This is a genomic window from Salinicoccus siamensis, from assembly GCF_055391965.1.
The window spans coordinates 484,082-510,266 of record NZ_AP043765.1; the positions used below are offsets into that span (position 1 = coordinate 484,082).

Here is a 26,185-nt window from a genome sequence, read left to right on the forward strand (position 1 = left end):
GTTAACTTGCAAATACGCGATATGTTTGAAAAAGATATTGAGAGAAGCTTAAAAGGTGTTATAAAAGTTGCCCAAAACGATGAAGAAAATATTCACCAGGAATTAGATGAATACGTTGTAACCAAAGAATTACAGAAGCATTTTTCTAAATTTTATGATAAATACCAAGAAGGTATTGATGGATATACGGATAAAATGGGAGCATGGATCTCAGGTTTCTTTGGATCAGGTAAATCGCATTTCCTAAAGATATTATCTCATCTACTTGACAATAGAGAAGTAAAGGGGAAACATGCCTTAGATTACTTTGAGGACAAAATACAAGATACCATGGTCTTAGCTAATATGAAACGAACAGCAAGTGTTAAAACCGATGTCATATTATTCAACATTGATTCGAAAACTTCTCGAAATGCAAAGTCAAAAGATGATGCAATTCTTAAAGTATTTATGAAAGTATTTAATGAGCATCGTGGGTATTATGGTGATATTCCAGGAGTTGCAGAAATGGAAAAATACCTGGATCAAAAAGGAGTCTATGATGATTTTAAAAATGAATTTGAAAAATTATCGGGTGAGCCTTGGGTTGATCGTAGGAATACCTTTGACTTTGATGCTGACTATGTTATCGGTGCATTGACGACTGTAACATATATGTCAGAGGAGTCTGCGAGGACATGGTTCGAAAAAGGTGTATATAATTATGAACTGAGTATTGAGAAGTTTGCCAAAGATGTCCAACAATATATTGAGCAAAAAGGAGAAAACTTCCACTTAGTGTTTCTTGTTGATGAAATTGGTCAATATATTGGTGATAGTCGTCAACTTATGCTAAACCTCCAAACCATTACGGAAGACTTAGGTACATATTGTAAAGGTAAAGTATGGATTATAGTAACTGCTCAAGAAAGCATTGACAGTTTATTGAAGGTAAAAGGGGATGACTTTTCTCGAATTCAAGGGCGTTTTGATACCAGACTGTCACTATCATCAATTTCAGTTGATGAAGTCATTAAAAAACGTATCTTGGCGAAGAAACCTTTTGTAGAAGATACATTGAAGCAGATATATCATTCAGATAATAACAATGCAAAGCTAAAAAACCTTGTTTCTTTTAAAGAAAGTACGGCTGATTTGCGTGGGTACGATGATGACAAAGAGTTTGCAAATGTTTACCCATTTGTTCCATATCATTTTAAACTGCTACAAAAAGTATTTGAGCAAGTTCGTAAACATGGATCATCAGGTAAGCACTTATCCGAAGGGGAACGTTCCATGTTATCGGCGTTTCAAGAATCAGCACTTCAATTTAAGACAAAAGAAGAAGGTACGCTCATTCCTTTATATGCTTTCTATGAAACGATTCGTGAATTCCTAACACCTTCCGTAGCAAGAGTAATTGAGGGGGCTTATGAAAATCCTGCACTAAAAGATAATGTTTTCACTATAGATGTTCTAAAAGTGTTGTTCATGATTAAATACATTGATGATTTACCTGCAAATATCGATAACCTTGCTACGTTAATGGTAACAGAAATTGACGAAGATAAATTAGAATTAAAGGAACGCATCAAGGAGTCATTGAGAAAACTTATTTCTCAGAACCTTATTCAAAAAAATGGTGATGTATATATCTTTCTAACTGATGATGAACAGGATATTAACCGAGATATAAAGGGAACCAAGGTTGAAGAGGAAATTGTTAAACGTGAGATTGCTAACTATATTTATCAGGACTTGTTTGACGATAAGAAGTTTAGATATAAAAATAAACACTCTTTCAGCTTTAATCGCAAAATGGATGAAAAGAATTATGGTAATCAAACAGCTCCAATAGGAATCAACTTTCTTTCACCCTTATCTGACTTCTATCCATTGTCAGAGCAAGAAATAATGATGAAAACATCTGGAAATGATGAACTTTGGATACGACTTCAAGGAAATGAAGGTTATGTTGAGGAAATGGAAGAAGCGATTAAGATTGAGGAATATCGCAAACAGAAAAACATTCAACAAATGCCTGAAAACATGCAAAACATCTTGAATAACAAGCAGGTAGAGGCTAAGCAAAGGAAAAGACGTGTAAAGGAATTACTATCAGAGGCTATTCGTTCAGCACAATTCTTCGTTAATGGAGAGAGTGTGGATATAAAAGGATCTACTGTGCGAGAAAAGATTATGAATGGTATGAGCCATTTGGTGGAGAATGTCTATACGAAATTGGAGTATATAAAAGTACCGATTGAAAATGATAATGATTTATTGGCCCTTGCTCGAAGTGATGATCAACAAATGACATTGGATGTTAAAACAGACTCAAATGATTTAGCAGTCCAAGAAGTGAAAGATTTTATTAATTTACAGCATGAATTTAGTCGTCAGGTTCGTTCGAAGATCTTGTTGGATCATTTTAGTGCAAAACCTTATGGTTGGCGTGAACATGATACGGCGGGTTTAATTGCCACCTTATTAAAAGATCAATTTATACGAATAACGCATAATGGTGAATACGTGGAACCTGAAAATAGGAACATTTTAAGTGTGTTGATTAAACCATCTGATGTAGATAAAGCGATTATCACGAAGCGTGTGAAGGTTGATGATACGTTACTACGAACTGCTCGTAACATTGCAAAGAATGTATTTAACAAAACTGATCTTCCTGATGACGAAGATGGCTTAGTTCAAGAAACCAAACGATTAATCGAGGGACAGGTAAAAGAAATCCATTCCTATAAAAAACGATATGAAGGTCGTAAGTATCCAGGAGAAAGTCTGTTAGATAAAGGCTTAGAATACTTTGGCGAATTTAACAATCGTATGGACAATGCTTCATTTTTATCGAAATTAAAAGAGCTACAAGATGAATTGTTAGATTGGGAAGAAGATATTACATTGGTTTACAGTTTCTTTGATAATCAGAAACAAATTTTCGATCAAGGGTTAGATGCCCTAACTCAATATGAAGAAAACAATCATTACCTTGATAGTGATGAAACGCAAGCAACGGTGCAGGAGTTAAAGGACATCGTAAATGATCCAATTCCTTATAAGAAAATCAAGGACATTCCTGAACTTGCCCATAAAATTGATGATGATATCAAGAATGTTTTAGCTAAGAAAAAACAAGACGCAAAAGAAGCGGTTAAACTTGTTTATGATGGACTAATGCTAAAGACAAATGATTATGGTGTTACTGAGGAAACCAAAACAAAGATTAAGCAGTCATTTGAGGGCTTATTAGATAGCGTTGAGAGCTTTGCAAACATATTCAAGGTAGATGCTACTATCACACAAAGTAATAGCCTAAAGGAGAGATATGAGCGTACTATCGAACAAGAAATTAAGGCTAACCAAGAGGAAGAAAAAGGTGATGGTGAGGGTGTAAAAGAACCTGAACAACCTAAAGTTTCTGTGCAACGAGTAAGGGTTAGAGACTTAGTTTCTGTTAATAAGCTCCAGACTGAAGATGATGTAGATAGGTATGTGAATTCACTATCCAGTAAGTTAAGACAAATAATTAAAGAAAATAAAAACATTGAGTTTATTGATTAGAATAGGAGGATGAACGGATGAATAAATCTGCATTACGCTCCTTTGCTACGAATGCTCGAAGAGAGCTTTTGAATAAAGTAAAAGCAAAAGCGATGAAAATAGGTATTACAGAAGAAAAAATAAAACAAGCAGATATTGAAAGCTCGGATGCAATCTTTATTGATGGCAGACAGCTTTCAAGTGAAGAAAAAACTCAGAGACAAAATTTAATAAAGCGGATAGAACAAAAGGGTTTTAATCAAGTAATGGAGGAAGTAGCCTATACTTGGTTTAACCGTTTTACAGCACTAAGATTCATGGAAGTAAATGAATATTTACCATCTAATGTAAGAGTGTTATCATCATCGAATCCAGGAGACCCAATTCCTGATATTATCAAAGAAGCGATGTCGTTAGACTTTGATATTGATAAAGAGTGGGTGTATGAGAGAAAAGTAAAAAACGAAAATGATAAGCTATTTCAATACTTAATTATTAAGCAATGCAATGATTTATATGATTACCTGCCGTTTATGTTTGAAAAAATTGATGACTTTACGGAAATCTTATTTCCAGAGGGCTTATTGTCAAAAGACTCATTTCTAAGACAAATGACGGATATAGATATAATACCAGAAGAAGATTGGTCAAATGTTGAAGTTATAGGGTGGCTCTATCAGTATTATATAGCCGATGAGAAAGATCGAGTTATTAAAGCAAAGAAAAAGTACAAAACAGAGGAAATACCCTTTGCGACACAATTGTTTACCCCTGACTGGATTGTTCGCTATATGGTTCAAAATTCATTAGGACGTTATTGGGTTGAAAATCATCCAGAAGATAGAGAGTTAATCAAAAATTGGGAGTTTTATCTTGAAAATCCTAATCAAGATGAGAATTTTGAAGAGGAAATAGCACTGTATCTAAACAATGAGTTAAAAGTAGAGGAGATTAAGTGCTTTGATCCTGCAATGGGCAGTGGACATATTCTTGTTTACATGTTTGATGAATTATATGAAATCTATAGCAGAAGTGGATACTTAGAACGTGATATTCCAAGGTTAATTATTGAAAACAATTTATATGGCTTGGACATTGACGAACGTGCTTACCAATTAGCCTGCTTTGCAATTGTAATGAAGGCTATGAAATACAACAAACGATTTTTAAGAAGCATTAAACGGCATGGATTAGAGATGAACTTTGCTTCATTAGAGGAAACAAATGAGTTGAATGATGAAGATGTGGCATATATTGCAGATGAAAATTCAGGAGGAAATTTCAATAAGGTTAAAGCATTTATTGATCAATATAAGAACGCTAAAACCTATGGATCGCTTATTAATAATAGTACGGTGACAGAAAAGTTTATAAAAGATAGATTGGAATATATTCAAAATAATCCTGCCAAGGATATATTTGAAGAAGAATCACGTAAAAAGGTTCTAAATATATTACCAAAAATAATTAAACAGGGAAGTGTATTAATTGATTCTTATGACATATTGGTAACAAATCCTCCCTATATGGGTAGAAGATATATGAATAAGGAACTCTCCGATTTTGTAAAGGAAGTTTATCCAAATTCTAAATCGGACACTTTTTCGGCGTTTATGGAAATGTGTTTTTCAAAAGTAAAATCTAATGGACAATTAGGTTTTATTACTCCTTTTGTATGGATGTTTATTTCTACATACGAACAATTAAGAAGTATTGTTGTAAAAGAGAAAAACATTTCATCCTTAATACAATTAGAATATAATGCTTTTCCAGAGGCCGCCGTTCCTGTAGCTACCTTTACTTTGAGAAACTATAATGCGAGCGTAAAAGGAGAATATATTAGCTTATCAAATTTCACTGGAATTGAAAATCAACCCGTAAAATCATTAGAAGCTGTTAGAAATCCAGATATAGATTACAGATATTCTGTAATTAGCTCAGAGTTTCAGAAAATTGTTGGATATCCAATTGCATATTGGACAAGCAAACTCTCCCGTAATATCTTTTTAGAACTTGATTCATTGAAAAAAGTTGCAGAACCAAGAGTAGGGTTATTTACATGCAATAATGATAAGTTTTTGAGATTGTGGCATGAAGTTGACATCAAAGATGTAGGTTTTGGAAATGAATCTCATGAACAAGCTCAAAAAAGCCAAAAAGTATGGTTTCCATACAATAAGGGTGGTAAATACAGAAAATGGTATGGTAACAATGAGTATGTAGTTAATTTTTATAATAATGGAAGGGAAATAAGTGAATATAGAGAGAAAAAGGGACAATCCTATTATCTTCCTGGTAATAAATCATATTTTAAGAGTGGTGTTACCTGGTCATTTATAAGTTCGACTAATTTTGGTTCAAGGTTTTTCCCTAAAGGGTTTATTTTTGATGTAGCAGGTTCATCAATATTTCCAAATGAAGATGATATTTATTACATTACAGCGTACCTTTGTTCCAATGTGACTTTTGAATTCCTAAAAGCACAAAACCCCACAATGAATTTTCAGGTAGGAAATGTAGCCAATTTGCCAATTAATATTGATGTAGACCAAAAAACAAAGGATAATATTACAGACTTAGCCAAGGAAAATATAGATATTTCCAAAAATGAATGGGATTCTTTTGAAACTTCTTGGGACTTCCAAGGAAGCCCATTATTGGGTTTTAAAAACGACTCTTTAAAACAAGCAGTTGAAAATTGTAAAAATCTATCTTCGAAAGCAATTGAAAGGTTAAAAGTTAACGAACAAGAAATCAATAAAGCCTTTATTAATATTTTTGGTTTGCAGGAAGAGTTATCCCCTTTAGTCAGTAATAAAGATATAACTTTACGAATGATAGAAGATGAGCAAGCCATTAAGTCTTATATATCTTATGCTATTGGTTGTATCTTTGGTCGATACTCTCTTGACCAAGAAGGACTCATTTATGCGGGTGGTCAGTTTGATAAAACTAAGTATCAGAAATACAAAGCTGACAGTGACAATATTATACCAATATTACCTGGTACCTATTTTGAAGATGATATAGTTTCACGCTTTATAGATTTTGTCAAAGTTACCTTTGGTAAAGAATCATTAGCAGAAAATCTTGATTATATTGCTGAAACATTAGGTAAAAAGAAAAATGAAACTGCAAAAGAAACAATACGTCGTTACTTCATAAATGATTTCTTTAAGGATCACCTCCAAACTTATAAGAAACGACCTATTTATTGGTTATTTACGTCAGGAAAACAAAAAGCATTTAATTGCTTAATTTACATGCACCGTTATGATTCTACAACATTAGGTAGAATCCGCACTGATTATTTGCATGAACTTCAAACACGTATGGATGCGGAGAAAGACTCCTTAATGAATATCATTGATGGGGATTCTACTTCCAAGGAAATTAACCAAGCCAAAAAAGATCTAAAGTCATTAGAAAAAAAGATAGAAGAACTGAAAGACTATGATGAAGTTCTCCACCATATGGCAGATCAGCAAATTGAAATTGATTTAGATGATGGTGTAGAAGTTAATTATGAGAAGTTTAAAGAACTATTGGCAAAAAAATAGATCTGTATAATGAAAGAATATACCAGTATTATCTGGTATATTCTTTGTAAGTAGTGGTAAATAAAGAGGTGGTATTTCATGGAATTGAATGAGATTGTTCAAACACTAAAGCAAACATATTCTAATCCTCTAAGCGATCACCAAAAAAGAAGGATTATCTTTTGGTTAGATAAAGATCAAGAATTTTTAGATGTAATAGAAGAAATGGAAATTCCTGATGTTACAGTCCATAGACTGACAGAGAAAAATAGCTTTCAAACGAAATACCTGTTGGAAGAGGAAGATGCAAGCACTAACTATTTAATATATACAACAGAGGAACTCTTAACGGAAGATAACTGGCTTATTGATACATACCTCTATTCGCAGTCATTTTATGCAGATAAGGTATCAATCATTATGCGTGATATAGGGATAGACCATTCCCTAAGAGCCATTGTAAAGAAGTATAAAAAATTCTTTGGTAGTAAAGAGCGAGTACGAAAATTAAAAGCCTTTGGTATAACCCAATTCACAGAAGAAACATTTGAGATCGCCCTTATGAGTGTACTGTGTAATGTGAAAACACCTAATTTTGAAGATGTGTTGAAAGCTGTTTTGATGGATACTATGGATGAAGAAGAAAATAAATTTATCATTGAGATGGAAAAGTTCCTTGATGTGATGGCATTTTGGAAGTATGTAAGTAAATATTATGGTTTTGAACAATCTAATCCATCATTAAAGAAACTAATGACACACTTAACGGTTACTACACTTAGTCATTCGGTTAAAGAAGAGCATCTCCTTAATGTGAAAGATTATATAGCTCACAGTAATCGAACAAACTCACTTGTTTTCATTGATCGGTGGATGCACCACAAAGATAACTCTGCAAGCTATGATGCATTAGTTAGGCAAATTGAGAAGGATATAAATTTACGTGATATAGTCCAACAAATGAACATAGACGAATTTAAAAAAGATGATGTTTTCCCTTATTTTGATCAAGCGATTATCCAGTATATATATAACGGTTTGAAGTCACAACACGAAGATTATGAAGAATACAAGAGTCTTATTCGTTTGCGAAGGGCAAAGCATTTTTATCCAGAATATCAATATTTTTATGAAGCTCTATATAATGCAGTAGATATGTATGCTTTCAAAAAAGAATATCCAATGGGTATCCCTAAACAATCGATGAAAGACATGCACAAGAGTTACATAGACCATTATTACATAATGGATACTTTATATAGACGTTTTTATAATGCTTTTGACCAAGCTGAACAAGATGATCGCTTAAATGAACTACAAAGACTGATTGAGTATGTATACACGAATTGGTTTATGAGTGAATTAAATACTAATTGGTCAAGTTCTATTCAGGAAGAAATAAAAGGTGAATGGGCAATAGATGGCGTAGTAAAACAGCAAGATTTCTACCAAAATTTCGTTTCTTCAAAAGTACGTAATGGCGATCGAGTATTCGTCATTATTTCTGATGCACTTCGATATGATATTGGGGTTGAAGTTGCAGAGTACCTAAATGCAGAAACCATGGGTAGTAGTCAAATAGAATCCATGCTAAGCGTTCTTCCTTCTGTGACAAAGTTAGGGATGGCATCTCTTTTACCACATCGTACATTAAAGTTTGATTCAAACCAAAATGTAATTGTTGATGGTAAAGCATCACAAGGAACCACAGAACGTAAAAAAATTTTACAGGATGCAGTTAAAGAAAGCACTGCCATAAGTTTTAAAGAATTAGATACCATGAGCAAGAATGATAGGAGACAATACTTTAAAGGAAAGAAAGTTAATTATATTTACCATAACTCTATTGATGCTACTGGAGATCATGCTTCAACCGAAAGAAATACATTTAATGCTGTAGATAAAGCAATTGAGGAAATATACAAGATTGTAAAAATCATTAGTGATGAGCTGAGCGGTACGAACATTTATATTACTGCAGATCATGGTTTCATCTATCAAAGAAATCCGCTTGAAGAAAGCGATAAAATTGAGAAGGTTGATTTTACAATTAATGAAATGAAAAGTCGCTATATTTTATCTGATGATCAAGAAACTGTAGATGAATTGTTACGAATCCCTCTTAAAGGAATCATAGCGAATCAACAAGAATGCTATGTTCCGAAGTCGACAATCCGTTTCAAGATGAAAGGACAAGGGGTTAATTTTGTTCATGGAGGAGCCAGTTTGCAAGAAGTAGTTGTTCCTCTCATCACGTTTAAAAATGCAAGAAAAGGTCAAGCTCGTAGTAGAGAAACGCAACAAGTGGACATCAAACTAACGAACACTGCACGAAAGCTGACAAATAGCATCTTTCAGCTTAATTTCTTCCAGACAGAAAAAGTGGAAGGGAAGATGACTCCAAGAACTGCTAATATTTTTATGGTCGATGAACAAGAGCAAAAAATATCTAATGAAGAAGTTGTCATTGCAGATAAAATGACAGATAAACCAGAAGAACGTATGTTTAAATTGCGATTTGTCCTTAAAACGCAGGATTATGATAAAAACAAAACATATTATTTAATTGTGAAAGACATGAATACAGGAGTAGTTTTAGAACGCATTCCATTTACTATTAGCTTAGGCATCAGCAATGAATTCGACTTTTAAGGGAGGGGAGTGAAGCAATGGAGAATCAAGGGTTGTCAGATGCAATATCGTTAGATAGAAAACTGAATGACGTTTTTGGAGGAAGAGTGGTCAGGAAGGATTTAACTAAGCTGATTAAAGAGGGAGCCAATGTTCCTGTTTATGTGCTGGAATATCTTCTTGGCATGTATGCGGCTACTGATGATGAAGAAAGTATTGATGAAGGAGTTAAGCGTGTTAAGAAGATCCTATCTGAAAACTTTGTTCGCCCTGATGAAGCTGAAAAGATAAAGTCAAGAATACGAGAAGTCGGTCAGTATTCAATTATTGATAAAATTACAGTAAAGCTGAACTCGAAAAAAGACTATTATGAGGCTGAATTTTCGAATCTTGGGTTAAAGGGTGTACCTATCTCTTCAAACTATATCAAAGAGTACGATAAGCTCCTTGCGGGCGGAATTTGGTGCATGTTGAAGATGGACTATTATTACGATGAAGAACAGCGTGATATGAACCCGTTCAGCATCAGTAATTTGAAGCCAATTCAGATGCCTAACATGGATGTAAATGAAATATTTGAAGGGCGTAAACAGTTTACCAAAGAAGAATGGATTGATGTATTGATTCGTTCTACTGGTATGGAGCCGACCCAAATTGATGACCGAGTAAAGTGGCATTTGTTGCTTCGACTCGTACCATTGGTTGAAAACAACTATAACATGTGTGAATTAGGCCCAAGGGGAACAGGTAAGTCCCATGTTTATAAAGAAATTTCTCCTAACTCTGTCCTGGTTTCAGGCGGGCAAACGACAGTCGCTAATTTATTTTATAACATGTCTTCTCGACAGGTTGGCTTAGTGGGGATGTGGGATACCGTAGCTTTTGATGAAGTGGCAGGTATTAAGTTTAAAGATAAAGATGGTATTCAGATCATGAAGGACTTTATGGCCTCTGGATCTTTCTCCAGAGGAAAAGAAGAAAAGACAGCCTCAGCCTCCATGGTTTTCGTTGGGAATATTAATCAAAGTGTGGATTCTTTAATTAAAACCTCCCATCTCTTTGCTCCTTTTCCTGAAGAAATGGCTAATGACTCTGCTTTCTTTGATCGAATGCACTACTATCTGCCGGGGTGGGAAATCCCTAAGATGAGACCTGACTTCTTTACTGACAAATATGGGTTCATTGTAGACTACATGGCAGAATATTTTAGGGAAATGCGAAAGAGATCTTTTGGGGATTCATTCGATCGATTCTTTAAGTTAGGAAATAATCTAAATCAACGTGATGTAATTGGGGTAAGAAAAACGGTATCAGGCTTAGTTAAGCTATTATATCCAAATGATGAGTACACGAAAAAAGATATTGAAGAGATTTTACAATATGCTCTTGAAGGTCGCCGTAGAGTTAAAGAACAGCTTAAAAAGATCGGTGGCATGGAATTTTATGATGTCATGTTCTCTTATATACAAAAAGATACCTTGGAAGAAGAATATGTATCTGTGCCAGAACAAGGTGGAGGTAAGTTAATACCTGAAGGTCTCGGAAAACCAGGGCATGTTTATACTGTGGGTTATGGCGAATCTGATATGATTGGTGTATTCAAGCTTGAAAACCAAGTCGTATCAGGATCGGGCAAGTTTGAAAAGTCTGGCGTTGGATCGAATAGAGATGTAAAAGAGAGCCTAGATACAGCTTTCCGTTACTTCACTTCAAATAGTAAAAGTATTAGTGGCACGATTAGTATAAAGACCAAAGATTATTTAATGCATGCCACTGATTTGCAAGGAATAGGTTTGACTAATCAATTAGCAATTGCGGAACTAATTGGACTATGTTCAGGGGCAATGGAGAAACCTGTACAGGAGAGTTTAGTTGTATTAGGAAATATGACTGTCGGTGGAACAATCAGCAAAGTAGAGAATCTTGCCAACGTTCTTCAAGTATGTGTGGACTCTGGAGCCAAACGCGTCTTAATTCCTGCTGCTTCTGTTGCTGACTTGCAAACGGTTCCTTCTGATTTACTGATAAAAGTAACTCCTATGTTTTATTCAGATCCTATTGATGCTGTTTTTAAGGCTTTGGGAGTTGGATGATCGATAATTGGTATGAATTTTTCCATTAATGGATGCTCCGATCAGAATGATGTTGTGATGTTCTTCAACATAGCTTCAGTTGCCAAACGTAAGATTTGAGCCTTGTCTAACTTCCGGTCCTGGTAATAACGAATATTTTCAATACATGCTTGAGTATCCCTTAGTTCAGGTGACTTTATCAAACGATCAAGCTTACTATTTTGTCTGCGTGCCCACTCCATATCAACGAGTAATCCAAAACGATCTTCAAATGATAGTTCCTTATAATATTCAGGGTTGTTTAATTGCTCATTAAAAGTTTCCGCCATTGCCGTCATACGCATGTCATTGGGGAATTAAAAAAGGTAAAAATGATCGTTATATTATCATGGAATACTTAACTCATTATCCTTTCCGCGAAGTCACACAATCAGAAATCCACAACATTGAAGACGGCACAAAAGAATTCTTACTTACTAAGTTACAGGATGTAGATGCAGGTAAATATGATAATTCAGGCGAGCTTTTTTGAAGGTATATCGCAAAGAAATTTTAGGAGTTAAGATACTAAAGTTAATTTTATTCATAATCCATGGAGCTATAGGTAGACTGTTAATATAAGCTGAATTTTTACGTTAAATCTGAAAATAATAAATATGATATAATAAAGGTGTGAAATAGGATGAAAAGTGGAAAACTATATTTACTTTTCCAATTAATTTAATGGGTCTTATATTAAATTGCTAGGGGGGATAAGCCTATGCCGAAAATTACTACTTTTGTTTATGCAGAGGAAATTTCAAATACAAGAGATAATAAGCTTAACATCGTAAACCCTTTAAATGTATTTAGGCCAGCCTTTGTGCCGGGGATGTTTTCGTTCTCCGTGGTAATAGGTATTATTGGATTGGATGTAACTCAAGGTAAACACACCCTTCGAATTAAATTCTATGGAGAAGACCAGAAAGAAACTCCTTTAATTGATACTGGTTATGTCCCTCTAGAGGATGTACCTACTGGACCTCTTTCATTGCCATCAGAACTTAGGGGCATGATGGGGAGCATGGACTTCAGAAATGTAGTTATGAAATCAGAAGGTGTATATATTACGGAAGTTTTTGTGGATGGTGACTTGTTAGGTGAGTTCCCAATACATGTATTGGCAGGTGAATCGGTATGAGTGCGTTACTACAGGTCCATAAAGAGAGAGTAGGAAATTTTATTTCAATAGAGAATTTTCTTAATAGTTCTGAACTAAAGATACCTAATGTTTTTGTGGGACAAGCCGAGGCTGTATCTCATGCTTTTCGCGTTCCTAAACAATCTATGCTTAGATTATATGAAGATTTAGGTACAGATCTCAAGTGTTTAAATAAAAGTGGGGAATTTAACCAGGTTATTGTTTCTGTAATAAAAAGTGGAGTTAGCGAATACCATAACGTAAACTACGCTTTTCAAGAAAGCCTTCAGGAGGCACTGACAGTGACAACTAATAGTGAAAATCACCCTCAAGTTGATGAAGATTTCCAATATGGAGTAAAGGCATTGGAGTTTGCTGATAAAGATGACATATATGCATCGACAAATGTAGGAAGTATAAGAATTTCGAAACTCAATAAAAAAGAAAACGTTTTAATCGAGCCAGACAAAGAAGATTTTGAATTTTTGTCTGATCTTGATGAGTTGTAGGTGTTTTCATATGTCTAATAATTGGTTTGAAGTAGTAATGGAAGATAATAATACAATGGAACAAGGGGATATAATTAAAGAGGTTAGTGTTCTCGAACCAACAATTGAGTTAATACAAGGTAAAAGTAAAGATATAGGGACTATAGAGCACGAGAAGGTAATAATCTTAACACAGTCATGTGACTTAGCGAATACCAAAACCCCTTGGATTCACGTTTCGCCAGTGGTATCATTATCAGAAATGCAAAGGCAATTCAGTCATTTAAGAGATAATAATGCACTAGAAAGTATTAGAAGAGGTAATCAACCTAAGTTTCATATGATTAACGAATGCATTCTTGAAAACTATGAATCTGAGAAAGCGATAATTGATTTTAGAAATGTTTTTACACTTCCTTATAGTTTTATGAAACAAAAAGCTGAGGAACAACAGGGTAGATTGCGCCTACAATCCCCTTATAAAGAGCATCTTTCTCAAGCTTATGCTCGCTTTTTTATGAGGGTAGGTTTACCGAATGATATACCAAAATTTGAATAAAGAATTCAAAACCTCTTGCGATCTGAAAGAGGTTTTTTCATTTGCAAACTAACGGAATCTTATATTGAAAATATCCATCATCCTATATACAATAAGAACAAACGTTCGAATTTAGGAGGGTTTAGATAAGCAAGCCAAGTGATCGAGGAACCATCAAATGGACCTCATTGATGCTGCCGGAACATATAGAAATGCTCAAGGGAGTTTGGGATGTTTGGGAAGAAGCTAAAAGAATAGAAAAACCTGTGCGCTGGATGAACAGCAGATGCAGGACCACTTATTTGCTCTTGAAAGGGCAATGAATGATAATCACAATGGATTGAATTATAGTTACGTGCCAATTAAGGTGAAAGGCATGAATGGAAGTACTCAGATGATCAGCTGCATTGGCCAGGAAAATAAAGAAGATATCATGATTAAGTTTCATGATATCTTCGACATAATATATTATGAATTAATCTCTTGTACAATTTTTTGATTAACTAGATAAATGAGTGTTTCTTTTTTTCTATGGAATATATGTTCAACCTCATCTGGAAATACGGTTACTATAATTTCGCTTATTTTTGTTAAAATTAACAAAAATAGGTTTAAAAGTTTTGTTAAATCCTTATCACTTGTAGATTGGTTAGTCACTTCTTTAAAGTAGAGGTTGATCTCCATGTTTGCTGAAGTATTACTGTGAACAAAATTGCTGCTATAAGTGTACTTATCTGAAAGTAATGAAATAACTTCAATTATTTTTTGAAATAACACTTGATTACTATATATTTCATTTGTAGGATATTACTGTAAATTAAGATGGAGAGTTTTTATTGAAACCTTTTGGGTTTAGTCTCTTTTATGAAATCCTATTACCACGGTTACATTTTTAATGTCACAGAAAATGTAACGAAGAAGAAAAGTTTTCAAAAGTTGAGCATTAGCGGATTAGCAAGTACGGGGTTATTTACCAGTGTAGGAGGTTATTCTGAAGTTCAATAATTATATCCTATTTACAATTCAGAAAACGGTATCATATCACTTTTGTGGGTACCTATCGGTAGTAATCAAACTTGGTAATCGTGACTGGCAGTGAAGAGGCCAGCGGTTCGATGACTCTATGCTAAATTTAGTAGGTAAAATCCAAAACGTAAGAGCCAGAATGGTTCTTACGTTTTGGGATTGTTGTGCAACAAATACTTATAATAATTTTGCAGAATAAGTGTCAGAATGGCATACTCATTGACATACTTTTTCTCACTTTTGATTATATCCCTTTAATCATGATAAGGGAGAGATGCCTTTTGAAACTTAAAATTACATTTGATTTGGACATTATTTTTTCTTATTTATCTTAGGGAACCTATGGGCGGCATGATTTCAGTTTGGGCGGTCACCGTATTCGGAGAGATCTCCTGGCTGTGGAACAACATGGTGGGTGCAGTCGTTGCCATTGGCGTAGGGTATCTGGTCAGCATGGTGACTCCGGCGCCCGCTGCCGAGAAGATTCAGGGGCTGACCCTCGGTAAAATCCAGGAGGGCATTGTCACGCGTGCCGAAACGGCAGAATCTGTTGATGTAGTCGAGGAGGAGAAGGAGACGACGAGATGGCCCATCTATCTGGTCATCTACTTCTTCATAGTCATCGCCTTCCTCCTTTATCTGCAGAATATGTAGGAGGTAAAATCATGATCAATTATTTGAAGCCGATGATCGAAAAAAGGGAAGCGACGATGAAGATGAATGGCCACCTCTACTCGAACTGGTGGAAGAAGATCAGGCGGGCTGCAAAGCTGACGGCAATCGAGCAGGTATACCTCCCGTTCTGGTGCTTCAACTACAGCGCCACTACACATGCGGTGCCGGATGGCATGGAGGGACGGATTGCGATTGAACCCTTGAGCCGCATGAATGCCATCCTGCCGATCGACTATGACATTGATGTTGCTGATGGGGAGCATTTCCCCGTGCAGAAGTCTATCGGTAAGGACAGTGCAAAGGATATCCTCTATTGGGAACTTTTTGCCAAGGAAAAACGGCGAGAGAAGATCGAGGTGGCGATTCTGGACCAATGGCTGGTGTATGTCCCCTATTGGGTCGGCTATACGAAAGACCGGGACCACCAGTACGGCATCATCGCAGTCGATGCATTGAACGGCAAGGTGGATCTTCCGATGAAGGATACAGTGATTTCCTATATATGCAGTGTCGATGAGAATGAAATGATATGAATGAGGCAATTGAAGAAGGACGCCGGGAAGATTTTTAAGTCCTCCCAGCGTCCTTTTTATGACTTTATATTTCTGTTGTTCCACATACTCTAAGGATAAAAATGATATATTTAAGTGGAATATAACAATATTCAGGTTGAGAGGTGAACAAAGATGACAGAAAAACTTTTTACATATGAAGAGTTCCAGTCTCTGATCGATTCTTCCTATGATGGTATCCACATCACCGATGACAAGGGAGTGACGCGTTTCTACAATAGGGCGTGCGAGGAGATAGAAGGTATAAGCAAAGAGGATATCATTGGACGGAGTGTCCAGGAATTTGTCGATTCGGGCGTCTATCCGGAATCGATCACTCTAGAGGCGATCAGGCAGAAGAAGCGTGTGAATATGTTCCAACATATAAACGGTTGTAACCGTCAAGTAGAACTCAACACTTTATCCCAAATAAGATTCAACAGTTCATCCAAATTAAGACTCAACACTTTTTTCTTCAAATAACGCTCTTCTGTATTTCATTCTGATACTGTCTTGATTCTCATCGAAGGTAATGATTTCACTTCGATGAAGGAGGCGATCTAAGATCGCCGTGGTCAGTGTCGTGTCTCCCAAAAATTTTCCCCATTCGTTAGGCCCCTTATTCGATGTTAAGATGAACGCTGTTTTGTCATACATATCATAGATAAACTGAAAAAACAGTTGGGCATCCTGCGGTTCATAAGCCATATACATGATGTCATCGATAATAATTAAATCTGAAGATTCCATACGTTTATATCTGGTTTTTGACTTACTGAGATATTCTCGTGTTTTAAGGATATAGACCAGATGATCCATCGGTATAAACGTTACCTGGTAGCCTTCATTGACAGCGTGAATACCGAGACCGGTGGAAAGATGGGTCTTACCTACGCCAGGCGGTCCCATCATAATTAATGTAAAATGGTCTTCAATCCAGGATAGCTCCTTTAATACATTCAGTTGCTTGTCCCCAATCGCTGATTGTTCAGACAGTTTAAATTGCTCTAATGTTAAGTGTTGCGGAAACTCTGCCCATTTCATCAATTTAATCCGGTTCTTTTCTTCCCGACAGTCCAGTTCATACCCGAGGATCTGATCCATCAATTCATAGTACGTCCAATTCTGTGACTCTGCCATCCGAAGCATATTCGGCAGCTCTTTTGCGGTTTCTGCCAACCGGAGGGTGCGACATTTCTGTTGTAAGTCATCATAAGTGTTCGTCATTTCATTGACCGCCCTGAAGGACTTTTAAATAGATATCTGGTTGACGCGCGGGGGCAGTCATATCTTTGTACTTCTCATTAATGACAGGCTGCTTAGCCCTGTGTTTACCGTGTTGAATGTCCAATGAAATCGCAATATCTCTGAGATCATTCGCACTGGTCAATCTCAACCGGTTTAATTCTTTCACCGCATCATTAATATGTTGTGGATATTGCTTGGCGGACTGGAGTACAATTTTCAATTGATCAATCGTATGTCTCGGATAATGTGTATGCAAGGTCCGAATCAATCCGTCGGCCAGTTCTGGATCATCCAAAACTTTAAACACTTGTGCGACCAGTTGGTCTCTTTTCGTTTGAGACCGATGTCGATGACCAGGGTCTGTAATCACCTGACCTTTAATGTCAGACACTGTATGTACCGCAATCGAATCACCCGTTGGATGAAGCGAAATACTCAATTTTCCATCTGTGACAGAGACATACGCAATGTTTTCATTTCCACTTTGATACGTCCCGAGAGGCACACTATATCGGTTGCCTTCAAAGCGAATGACATTGTCTTTATGAATCGTTCTTGTTATATTAATAGATGAAATGTTGTCAAAATGATATTTCCCAGAGACCGTTTGAAGATGCTGCTTTTCGAGGGCGTGCACTTCAAAGGGTCTTTTCTTTATATTGTGATGGACTTTATAATTCCCCGTTCTTTTTAGCCACTTCAAAGCGTCCTGCTGCCATGTATTCAAGTTGTCGAAGATGCGATGTTTGGCAAAATTGTTTTTTACATATTTAATCACTTGTTCGATTTTACCCTTTGATTCCGGATCACTTTTTCGACAGAGTTCGACTTTAAACCGTCTAAATTGATGGTATTTCGTAAATGATTCGGTCAGGATTAAATCGCCCGCATTCTCACTCACCGCCAGTAAACGGTCCTGATCATAGACAATCTCCTCAGTCATCCCGCCAAAATAATGAAATGCATTTTCCTGTATTCTAATTAAATCACTGGTCCGAAACGGTCGGTCTAACCATTCCACATACTTAAACCGGGAATGCGATAAGATGAATCCGGTGACATACAATTTCTGTCGCCCGCCTGACGATGTGTCCACGATAATCTCTCCAAAATCGACTTGTATTTGCTGACCGGGTGGAAGCTCATCCACCGCACCGTATATTCGATTCGCTGCCACTTTCGGGATGTGATAGTGTTCCCTTAAGTGATTGACGTAGTTTCGGACTGTATTTTCAGCCAAGGATTGAATATCAAATTTATCTTGCAGCCAATCGTATATTTGCGCACTGGTCACATCTGGATGTTCTTTTAACCATGTGAGTATTTCACTTCTGTAAGGATCCAGTTTTTTCGTTCTGTTTTGTAAGGATGCCATAAAGTCAGCGAATGCATCGGGTGTCATATTCAAATAATCAATGACTCTATTTCTTGATATGTTTAATTTCTTTGCGATTTTACTATTTGAAAACCCCATATTTTTTAATCGGTGTATCTCTTGATAAATCATCCATTTTTCCACTCCATGTTCTCTCCCTTTCAATATACTCTGTCTCAGTATACCGAAAAGTGATTTCTAGTTTGTAAATTGTTGTGTCTTATTTGGAGAGAGCTGTTGAGTCTTAATTGTGGAAAACTGTTGAGTCTAGTTTAGCAGTTACAACGGTAAGCTGGTCATGGCGAGTGCGACGCCTTTTTATGAAGGTGCACAGATGAAGAGAATCATCGTAAACTCACGGGATTTCACTTCCCTCAACACCTTGCAGAGTGACCTCGAGGATACGAAGAGAATCAGCAGGAACTATCATATGGAACTCGAGCAGATAAAGTACAGGGAGATAGACAGTGACCTGATCGCAAGGGATTCTGAGATGGAGAAGGTGATCAGGATGGTCATGCGTGTGGCGCCGGTAAAATCCTCGGTATTGATTCAAGGGGAGGCGGGGGTGGGGCAAGAGTGTCATTGCACACCTCCTGCATAGCTACAGCCGGGTGAAGGATATGCCCTTCATGAAGTTGGATTGCGGAGCGATTCCTAAGGTTCCTTTTCGTATCGTTTCTATAGTATGTTCAAAATACTTGAGTGACTCTGTAAATGTTTCTTTATGTGTCTTTTATAAATTTGCTCTGTAATAAACAATTCTACAGCCACTATATTGTCTAACATATTCTTAGGTGATTTGTCAGGTGGGCCAGCTTGCGTATCTAAAATATCTTCCTGCATAAGAAACACCTCCTTATTATGATTATTCTTTACATAACAAGTATATATAATTGGAAAATATTATATATATTTACCGTGTAATTATAAAATAACATAAGGCGTTGTAAAATACAATTTATTGTTAGAATATTTAGAAAATTAACATATTATACTATAATGGTATTTATAAGGAGGACAACACATGTTTATTTTTGATTTTTCATTTAAGAATTTTTTGAAAAATTATAAAGTTACGGCTTTATTAATTTTTCTTGTTTTGTTTAATGGTATTATTACATTGGTTTTTTATGGTAGTTATAATGATCAGAGTGTTGAAAAAATGGGGGCATTGGTTGATTCGAATATTAGAGAATTAGAGCTTTGGAGACTTTTCACTTACTCTTTAGGCCATATGAGTGTCTTACATCTAATACTTAATCTTCCTATGATTTATTTCTTAGGGAGGCCGTTAGAAAAATATTTTGGAAGTCTTAACTTTATAGCTGTTACTATATTTATTTCCTTAATTACAGGAATTCTAATAACTATGTTTCATTATGGGATTTACCCTCTTAGTGGAAGTTCTAGTTTTGGCAGTGGTTATTTAGGAATATATTTTTTCTTTATATTATTTTATTCAGATAAATTTCATAAACAAGATTATAGTTTTCTATTAATGATTATCGGATCTTTTGTTATATCAACTTTTGTAATACCTGATATTTCTATTGTAGGCCATATTGGAGGATTTCTTGTTGGGTTTATAGTTGCTGTTATTTTTAATACATTTCGTAAAAAAATCAGTTGAAAGTTAAAATTGAAGTCTAATCAAATCATGCGAGTTATTTTAATTTTGAATTGTATAGAGAGCGTAAAATAGTTTGTGTAAATGAATAAATAGAAAAAGGGCATCCTTTTCTTGTAATTTCGTTTGTCAAAATAAGCTAGACAGTTGCTTATCACCCATGTAACTCAAAAACACTTCCAACGGTGTACGGTAGTCCAATGATTTTCTCGGTTTGTTGTTTCTTCTTGCGGCGACGGATGAGACGAAAGCCTGATCGACCGTGTTGAAATCCATGTCTTTGGGCAGTCCGTCCTTTCTGAGCAATCCATTGGAATGTTCATTCAATCCCCGTTGAGACGGTGTCCCCGGATCGGCAAAGTAGATGGACAGGTCATTCCGGTTGCTCATTGACTGCCAGTTGGAAAATTCCTTACCACAGTCGAAGGTGATGGATGGATTGGAAGTGTGCCGGACGATCCAGCTGGATGACCGGAGGGTGCCGATCCTCATGCTGACGGGCAGGGGGAGAGCTACGACATCATCCATGGCCTCGGCATCGGGCCGGATGACTATGTCGTGAAGCCGTTTGATTCGAACGAACTGATTGCACGAATGAAATCGGTGCTCAGGCGCTCCGTCCATGCGGTCGGAGTGGAGGAAATCATCGAGATGGCAAACATGACCACCATACCGGATGAACACAGGCTGGTGATCAATGGCGTGGAACTCTTCATGCCGCCGCGTGAAATGGCGCTGCTGCATTTTTTCGCCACCTGGCCGGACCAGGTCCTATCGAGGCAGCAGCTGGTGGTGAAGAAGATGGCAGGGCGCATCACCGGGGCCGACAGGAAGTTCGCAACAGAGCTTCTGGAAGAGGTAGGATTGGGCGATAAGCTCAAGAAATACCCATCACAGCTTTCCGGTGGGGAACGCCAGCGTACCGCAATCGCGCGTGGTTTCATCAATGACCCGAACATCATACTGGCGGATGAGCCGACGGCAAGTCTCGACAGCAGCCGTGCCTTCGATATCGTCGAACTGATTTCAGATGGGGCGGAGAAGCGGAACAAGGCTGCAGTCATGGTCACCCATGATGAACTCATGCTGAAATATCGTGACCGTGTCTATGAGATTTCCGATGGTGTACTTAAAGAGATGGAACAGACGGTATAATAATATATAGGAAAAGGAGAAGATCAGCTGATCTTCTCCTTTTTGATGGCTATATCTTCTGTTTTTCATTCTGATTATTTTCGACCCTGCCGATTGAACTCTTTGCGAGTCCGATGATGACCATGTCATCCATTGGCGGGTTGTGGAGTCCGGCACGGACGTTCCTGTAGTACCGCTGCAGTTCATTGTCGGCCGACAGGCTCTTCGCCCCGACGACGCGCATGGCGAGGTCGACGGCCTCGACGGCCTTGTTGACGATGGATGTCTTGACGGCGCCGAGTTCGCTGCCCATCCTGCTTCTTTCTTCTTCATCACTTTCATCCCACTGCCTAGCGACGGAATAGAGGAAGTGCTCGGATTCCATCAGCAGCATCTCGATGCGGCCGAGCTTCTCCTGGACGTTCGGCAGCTCTGAAATGGTGCCCTTGATGCTGTTGGGGGAGTAGGTGGTCGCGAATTCGAGTGCCGAATCCTGCGCAGCCCGTGCAATGCCGAGGTAACAGGCCGGAATGTGCAGCAGCCATCCGGCGGGATCCTTCTTACCGAGTGTACGGTAGGAGACGAGGTCTTCCTCCTGTACGTGCACATCCTCCATGATGAAGTCATGGCTGCCGCTTGCGCGCATGGCGACGGAGTTCCAAGTCTCATCGACACGGACACCCTTCAAATTACTGTCTACGAGGAAGTTTCCGACTTCATCACTGCCTTCGATCGTAGCACTGACGACGCCGTACTTCAATATCGGCGACAGTGTGGCGAATGTCTTCCTGCCGTTCAGGATCCATCCGTCGCCTTCTTTCCGCGCCGTGGTCTCCGGCCTGCCGCCGCGTGTCGGGCTGCCGGTTGCCGGTTCGGTGGCCAGGTTGTTGATGAGTGCACCGTTTTCGATGACATCCTGGACGACCTTCCTGTATTTTGCGTCATCCCATGTCTTCTTCTCGCCGAGGTCCATGATGATGCCCATATGCCATCCGATGGAAAGCGCGGTGGCCCCGTCATATTTCGCAATGATCTCCTGATGCTTCATCAGTTCACGCAGCGTAATGCCGCCTCCACCATATTCCGATGGGATGGACAGATGCGGATAGCCGATATCCTTCAACGCTTGGAAATTCTCGAAGGGGAAGGTGACGTCCTCATCGTGCTGCTGAGAAGTCCCGCTGAAATTCTTCGCAGTTTCCTCCATCAGCTGGAGGCGTTCATTCATTTCAAGTTCATTTAATGTCTTCAAAGTGATGCTCCTCTCTTCAATCCTATATGTACTGTCATAATCATTTTATTATTCCACCAAACATATTCTTTTTCAATAGATAAGTGCAATAATACAACTTAAATTCCTAGTTGACAAGTCGGAAATAATAGTTACAATGAAGCATATCATTTCAATTTTCTGATTACATAATGGAAGAAGGTGTGTCATGTGCTGAACATAGAGAATCTGGACTTGTCCTTCGGCGATCATAAGGTGCTGGATGACATCAGCCTCGAAGTCAAGAAGGGTGAGGTGATCACATTCATCGGACCGAGTGGTACGGGGAAGACGAGCCTGCTCAGGTGCATCAACCTGCTGGAGAAGCCGGAGAGCGGCCGCATCACCCTCGGTGGCGATACATATGATTTCAGTTCGATTACAAAGAAGGAGACGCTTGCGCTTCGCCGGAAGACGGCGATGGTATTCCAGCAGTACAACCTTTTCAAGAACAAGACGGTGCTCGAGAATGTCATGGATGCCCAGATCGTGGTCCAGAAGAAGCCGAAGCAGGCAGCGCATGACAAGAGCATGGAGGAACTCACGCGGGTCGGCCTCGAAGCGAAGGCGGATGCATATCCACATCAGCTCTCAGGTGGTCAGCAGCAGCGGGTGAGCATCGCCCGGGCACTCGCTGTGGAGCCGGAAGTGATCCTTTTTGATGAACCGACTTCGGCACTCGACCCTGAACTGGTTGGCGAGGTGCTGAAGGCGATCGGTGAAGTTGCGGATTCGGGCATGACGATCATCCTCGTGACACACGAGATGTCATTCGCCAAAGACATATCCGACCGTGTCATTTTCATGGATCAGGGCAGGGTGGCCGAAGTAGGGCCGCCGGAACAGATATTCGACCATTCTGAAAATGCACGGACTCAGCAGTTCCTGCGCAAGTTCTATACGACGACCCATTAAAAATCATAAGGAGGCATACATATCATGAAAAGGTTACTTTTATCAATTTCATTTGCAGCAGTGCTGCTGGTGCTCGCGGCATGCGGCGGGGAAGAAGAGAGTGCAGAGGGTGCTGAAGAAAGCGGGGAAGTGAGGACAGTGGAAGTTGCGGTGTCCTCTTCCTCCCGTCCGCTGAGCTATGTCGGTGATGACGGAGAGCTGACGGGCTACGAGCCGGAACTGCTGCGTGCCATTGACGAAAAGCTTGAGGGCTATGAATTCAACATGGAAGGCGCGAGCGACAGTGCGGGTGAAATCGGACTCGATACCGGCCAGTATGACATGCTTGCTCAAGGGTTGATCTTGTCTCCGGAAAGGGAGGAGAGCTATCTGGTTCCCGACGAAAGCAATGGACCGAGCCTGATGAAGATTTTTGCGACAGGCGATCAGGAAGGTGAAATCGAAAGTCTAGATGATCTGCAGGGCAAGAACGTCGTACCGGTCACACCGACAGGCGGCGTCTTCAATCTGCTGAACGGCTACAATGAAGAACATCCGGACAACCAGATCGAGTTCGATACATCGGACGGCGGCATTCCGACATCCGACCGCCTGCAGGAAGTGAATGATGGCGTGTATGATGCGCTCGTCCATCCATCCAACCTGGGTCAGCAGGAAATCATTGAAGAGGCGGGTCTCGACATCCATGTGACGGAACCGGTGGAAATCAATCCGACATACTTCCTGATCCATGATTCCGAGGAGAATACTGAACTGCGTGACAAAGTCAGCGAAGCACTGGCCGAACTGAAGGAAGAAGGCACCGTGTCGGAACTGTCCAATGAATTCTATGGGGAAGACATTCTGCAGTACGAAGAGTAGAAATGGCAATGAATGAAGAGGAGGGGTAATCATGGATGTACAATATATGCTGGAGATACTTCCACAGTTCCTGTCTGTGATTCCCATAACGCTCCTGATCGTTGTACTCGCCGCTGTATTCGGTTTTCTACTCAGCATTCCTGTTGCGGCGGCACGGATCAGGAGGATTCCTGCCCTGAGCCAGCTGCTCGGGGCATACATATCATTCACCCGGAGTACACCCATACTGCTGCAACTGTTCCTGTTCTTCTTCGGACTGCCGGTGCTGCTGCAGCTGATCGGATTCGACATAAGGAACATCGGTCCCATCACCGCAGCGACGGTGTGCCTGATCTTCTTCAATGGAGCGTATATGTCTGAAGTGCTGCGGCCGGCTTATCTGGCGATCGATAAGGGGCAGCATGAAGCGGCCGAGAGCCTCGGCTATACACCGTTCCAGAAGATGAAGCGGGTCATCATCCCGCAGATGGGCCCTATTGCGCTCCCGGGCCTCGGCAATGCGATCATCCACCTCATCCATGACAGTTCCCTCGTCTTCGCCATCGGTGTCGTGGACCTCATGGGCATGGCCACGATCATGAGCGGGGATACATTCGGCATGAAGCAGGTGGAAGTCTTTCTGACGGTCGCCCTCATCTACTGGGGCATCTCCATGATTTCCGAGCAGATCATCAGAAGGCTCGAACGCAGGAAGAAGCGGATGCTGAGAAGGACGGGCTACGAAATGAAGAAGAAGGAGGCGGGCTACAGTGTTTGATATCATAGTCGTTTTCGAAAGCTTCGTTGAAATCCTCAAAGTCGTGCCGAAGACGCTGCTTCTGGCGCTCATCATCCTTGTTCTTTCATTCACGATCGGTGCTACGATTACGTACATCCAGAGTTTGAATATACCGGTGGTAAGGCAGGTCATCGGTGTCCTGCAGTCATTTCTCAGGGGCACACCGAATGTCGTGCTCCTCTACCTGGTCTATTATTCATTGCCGCTCGTGATCGCGTGGTTCCTCGGGCTGTTCAATGTCACCTTCGACCCGACAAGTCTGAATTCCACGGCCGTCGTCATCGTGACGTTCAGCATCTGCTACTCCGTCTTCCAGTCCGAAATCATCAGGGGCGCGCTGCATTCATTGGATAAAGATCAGATAGAAGCGGCACAGTCGCTCGGCTACAGCACGACCCAAGTGTTGAGGAAAGTCATCATTCCACAGGTCATGATGGAGGCACTGCCCGATACGATGAATGCATTCCTGATCATCATCAAGGCGCTGTCACTCGCCTTCCTCGTGACCGTCGTCGACATCTTCGCCCAGGCAAGGCTCATCGGGGCACAGAGCTTCAGCTATCTGGAAGCCTTCGTCGCCGCTGCCCTTGTGTACTGGGGCATCTGTGTCCTGCTTACGTACGTCATCGATAAGCTGGAGAACAGGATGCGGAGAGGGTATGCGTAGAAAAGAGTGTAGCCGTCGACTAGTGATATGCTCCCCGTTAAGTAGACAGGTAAAAAGACAAAATAGTAAAAAT

General features: G+C 39.3%; 23 protein-coding genes and 1 pseudogene. 18 read left to right on the forward strand and 6 right to left on the reverse strand.

The genetic code is table 11. From position 1 onward, the window contains the following. The first annotated feature begins 6 nt into the window (after nt 1–6). The 4 genes from brxC (at nt 7) to brxL (ending at nt 11,797) form a co-directional block, all read left to right on the forward strand. Nucleotides 7–3,555 (forward strand): BREX system P-loop protein BrxC, encoded by a 3,549-nt coding sequence (gene brxC / locus ACZ5LF_RS02470; protein ID WP_380569258.1) that lies wholly within the window; start codon nt 7–9, stop codon nt 3,553–3,555. Nucleotides 3,556–3,572: 17 nt separating this feature from the next. Continuing rightward, nucleotides 3,573–7,094 (forward strand): BREX-1 system adenine-specific DNA-methyltransferase PglX, encoded by a 3,522-nt coding sequence (gene pglX, locus ACZ5LF_RS02475; RefSeq protein WP_380569257.1) that lies wholly within the window; start codon nt 3,573–3,575, stop codon nt 7,092–7,094. 78 nt (nt 7,095–7,172) lie between these two features. Beyond that, the gene (gene pglZ, locus ACZ5LF_RS02480; protein ID WP_380569256.1) at nt 7,173–9,725 is read left to right on the forward strand and encodes a BREX-1 system phosphatase PglZ type A; all 2,553 of its coding nucleotides are present in this window, start codon (nt 7,173–7,175) and stop codon (nt 9,723–9,725) included. Nucleotides 9,726–9,742: 17 nt separating this feature from the next. Further along, the gene (brxL, locus tag ACZ5LF_RS02485) at nt 9,743–11,797 is read left to right on the forward strand and encodes a protease Lon-related BREX system protein BrxL (RefSeq protein ID WP_380569255.1); all 2,055 of its coding nucleotides are present in this window, start codon (nt 9,743–9,745) and stop codon (nt 11,795–11,797) included. Nucleotides 11,798–11,838: 41 nt separating this feature from the next. On the opposite strand, the gene ACZ5LF_RS02490 is transcribed toward brxL, so the two are convergent. After that, nucleotides 11,839–12,114: an ATP-binding protein gene (locus ACZ5LF_RS02490; RefSeq protein ID WP_380569254.1), complete on the reverse strand. Its 276-nt coding sequence runs from the start codon at nt 12,112–12,114 to the stop codon at nt 11,839–11,841. Nucleotides 12,115–12,536: 422 nt separating this feature from the next. Here ACZ5LF_RS02490 and ACZ5LF_RS02495 point away from each other — a divergent pair, with 422 nt between their 5' ends. The 6 genes from ACZ5LF_RS02495 (at nt 12,537) to ACZ5LF_RS02520 (ending at nt 16,717) form a co-directional block, all read left to right on the forward strand. After that, complete coding sequence (locus ACZ5LF_RS02495) at nt 12,537–12,956, forward strand: DUF6941 family protein (protein ID WP_380569253.1); 420 nt, start codon at nt 12,537–12,539, stop codon at nt 12,954–12,956. Then, the gene (locus ACZ5LF_RS02500) at nt 12,953–13,465 is read left to right on the forward strand and encodes a hypothetical protein (protein ID WP_380569252.1); all 513 of its coding nucleotides are present in this window, start codon (nt 12,953–12,955) and stop codon (nt 13,463–13,465) included. Before ACZ5LF_RS02495 ends, ACZ5LF_RS02500 begins: the two co-directional genes overlap by 4 nt. 10 nt (nt 13,466–13,475) lie before the next feature. Then, nucleotides 13,476–14,003, forward strand: a complete 528-nt coding sequence (locus tag ACZ5LF_RS02505) for a hypothetical protein (protein WP_380569251.1) — start codon at nt 13,476–13,478, stop codon at nt 14,001–14,003. A 1,356-nt stretch (nt 14,004–15,359) separates the two neighbouring features. Continuing rightward, nucleotides 15,360–15,662, forward strand: a complete 303-nt coding sequence (locus tag ACZ5LF_RS02510; protein WP_380569250.1) for a hypothetical protein — start codon at nt 15,360–15,362, stop codon at nt 15,660–15,662. A gap of 11 nt (nt 15,663–15,673) precedes the next feature. Next, a complete protein-coding gene (locus ACZ5LF_RS02515) occupies nt 15,674–16,216 on the forward strand; it encodes a hypothetical protein (protein ID WP_271401847.1) in 543 nt (180 codons plus the stop codon). Nucleotides 16,217–16,369: 153 nt separating this feature from the next. Then, nucleotides 16,370–16,717: a PAS domain S-box protein gene (locus ACZ5LF_RS02520; RefSeq protein WP_380709932.1), complete on the forward strand. Its 348-nt coding sequence runs from the start codon at nt 16,370–16,372 to the stop codon at nt 16,715–16,717. On the opposite strand, the gene istB is transcribed toward ACZ5LF_RS02520, so the two are convergent. Together istB and istA are read right to left on the reverse strand one after the other, a co-directional pair. Further along, nucleotides 16,688–17,461 (reverse strand): IS21-like element helper ATPase IstB, encoded by a 774-nt coding sequence (istB, locus tag ACZ5LF_RS02525; RefSeq protein WP_380709892.1) that lies wholly within the window; start codon nt 17,459–17,461, stop codon nt 16,688–16,690. The genes ACZ5LF_RS02520 and istB overlap by 30 nt on opposite strands. 1 nt (nt 17,462) lies before the next feature. Continuing rightward, entirely contained in the window at nt 17,463–19,001 is a 1,539-nt protein-coding gene (gene istA / locus ACZ5LF_RS02530; RefSeq protein ID WP_380572289.1) for an IS21 family transposase, read from the reverse strand. Between the two features lie 190 nt (nt 19,002–19,191). On the opposite strand from istA, the gene ACZ5LF_RS02535 reads away from it, so the two are divergent. Both ACZ5LF_RS02535 and ACZ5LF_RS02540 read left to right on the forward strand, forming a co-directional pair. Beyond that, complete coding sequence (locus tag ACZ5LF_RS02535; RefSeq protein ID WP_380570561.1) at nt 19,192–19,461, forward strand: sigma 54-interacting transcriptional regulator; 270 nt, start codon at nt 19,192–19,194, stop codon at nt 19,459–19,461. Beyond that, the gene (locus ACZ5LF_RS02540; RefSeq protein WP_380710271.1) at nt 19,454–19,612 is read left to right on the forward strand and encodes a hypothetical protein; all 159 of its coding nucleotides are present in this window, start codon (nt 19,454–19,456) and stop codon (nt 19,610–19,612) included. The genes ACZ5LF_RS02535 and ACZ5LF_RS02540 overlap by 8 nt, the downstream gene beginning before the upstream one ends. Here the strand turns inward: ACZ5LF_RS02540 and ACZ5LF_RS02545 are convergent. Then, the gene (locus tag ACZ5LF_RS02545; RefSeq protein WP_380570566.1) at nt 19,539–19,703 is read right to left on the reverse strand and encodes a hypothetical protein; all 165 of its coding nucleotides are present in this window, start codon (nt 19,701–19,703) and stop codon (nt 19,539–19,541) included. The two genes, ACZ5LF_RS02540 and ACZ5LF_RS02545, sit on opposite strands and share 74 nt — an antisense overlap. Nucleotides 19,704–19,884: 181 nt before the next feature. On the opposite strand from ACZ5LF_RS02545, the gene ACZ5LF_RS02550 reads away from it, so the two are divergent. After that, nucleotides 19,885–20,490, forward strand: coding sequence for a rhomboid family intramembrane serine protease (locus ACZ5LF_RS02550; RefSeq protein WP_380570560.1), 606 nt, complete (start codon nt 19,885–19,887; stop codon nt 20,488–20,490). 126 nt (nt 20,491–20,616) lie between these two features. Here the strand turns inward: ACZ5LF_RS02550 and ACZ5LF_RS02555 are convergent. Then, nucleotides 20,617–20,922: pseudogene (locus ACZ5LF_RS02555) on the reverse strand (IS30 family transposase); the annotation flags it as partial. 123 nt (nt 20,923–21,045) lie between these two features. On the opposite strand from ACZ5LF_RS02555, the gene ACZ5LF_RS02560 reads away from it, so the two are divergent. Then, on the forward strand, nt 21,046–21,642 hold the full coding sequence (locus ACZ5LF_RS02560) for an ATP-binding cassette domain-containing protein (RefSeq protein ID WP_380570559.1): 597 nt from the start codon (nt 21,046–21,048) through the stop codon (nt 21,640–21,642). A gap of 49 nt (nt 21,643–21,691) precedes the next feature. Here ACZ5LF_RS02560 and ACZ5LF_RS02565 read toward each other — a convergent pair whose 3' ends face one another. Then, entirely contained in the window at nt 21,692–22,849 is a 1,158-nt protein-coding gene (locus ACZ5LF_RS02565) for an acyl-CoA dehydrogenase family protein (protein WP_380570565.1), read from the reverse strand. Nucleotides 22,850–23,062: 213 nt separating this feature from the next. On the opposite strand from ACZ5LF_RS02565, the gene ACZ5LF_RS02570 reads away from it, so the two are divergent. From ACZ5LF_RS02570 to ACZ5LF_RS02585, 4 genes are read left to right on the forward strand one after another with little or no spacing between them, the layout of a single operon-like run. Next, nucleotides 23,063–23,806 carry an amino acid ABC transporter ATP-binding protein gene (locus tag ACZ5LF_RS02570; RefSeq protein ID WP_380570558.1) on the forward strand — a complete coding sequence of 248 codons (744 nt, stop codon included), beginning with the start codon at nt 23,063–23,065 and terminating at the stop codon, nt 23,804–23,806. Nucleotides 23,807–23,830: 24 nt separating this feature from the next. After that, nucleotides 23,831–24,667, forward strand: a complete 837-nt coding sequence (locus ACZ5LF_RS02575; RefSeq protein WP_124010788.1) for a transporter substrate-binding domain-containing protein — start codon at nt 23,831–23,833, stop codon at nt 24,665–24,667. 31 nt (nt 24,668–24,698) lie between these two features. Next, nucleotides 24,699–25,424 (forward strand): amino acid ABC transporter permease, encoded by a 726-nt coding sequence (locus ACZ5LF_RS02580; protein WP_380570557.1) that lies wholly within the window; start codon nt 24,699–24,701, stop codon nt 25,422–25,424. Next, nucleotides 25,417–26,112 carry an amino acid ABC transporter permease gene (locus tag ACZ5LF_RS02585; RefSeq protein WP_380570556.1) on the forward strand — a complete coding sequence of 232 codons (696 nt, stop codon included), beginning with the start codon at nt 25,417–25,419 and terminating at the stop codon, nt 26,110–26,112. The genes ACZ5LF_RS02580 and ACZ5LF_RS02585 overlap by 8 nt, the downstream gene beginning before the upstream one ends. Nucleotides 26,113–26,185 lie beyond the last annotated feature (73 nt).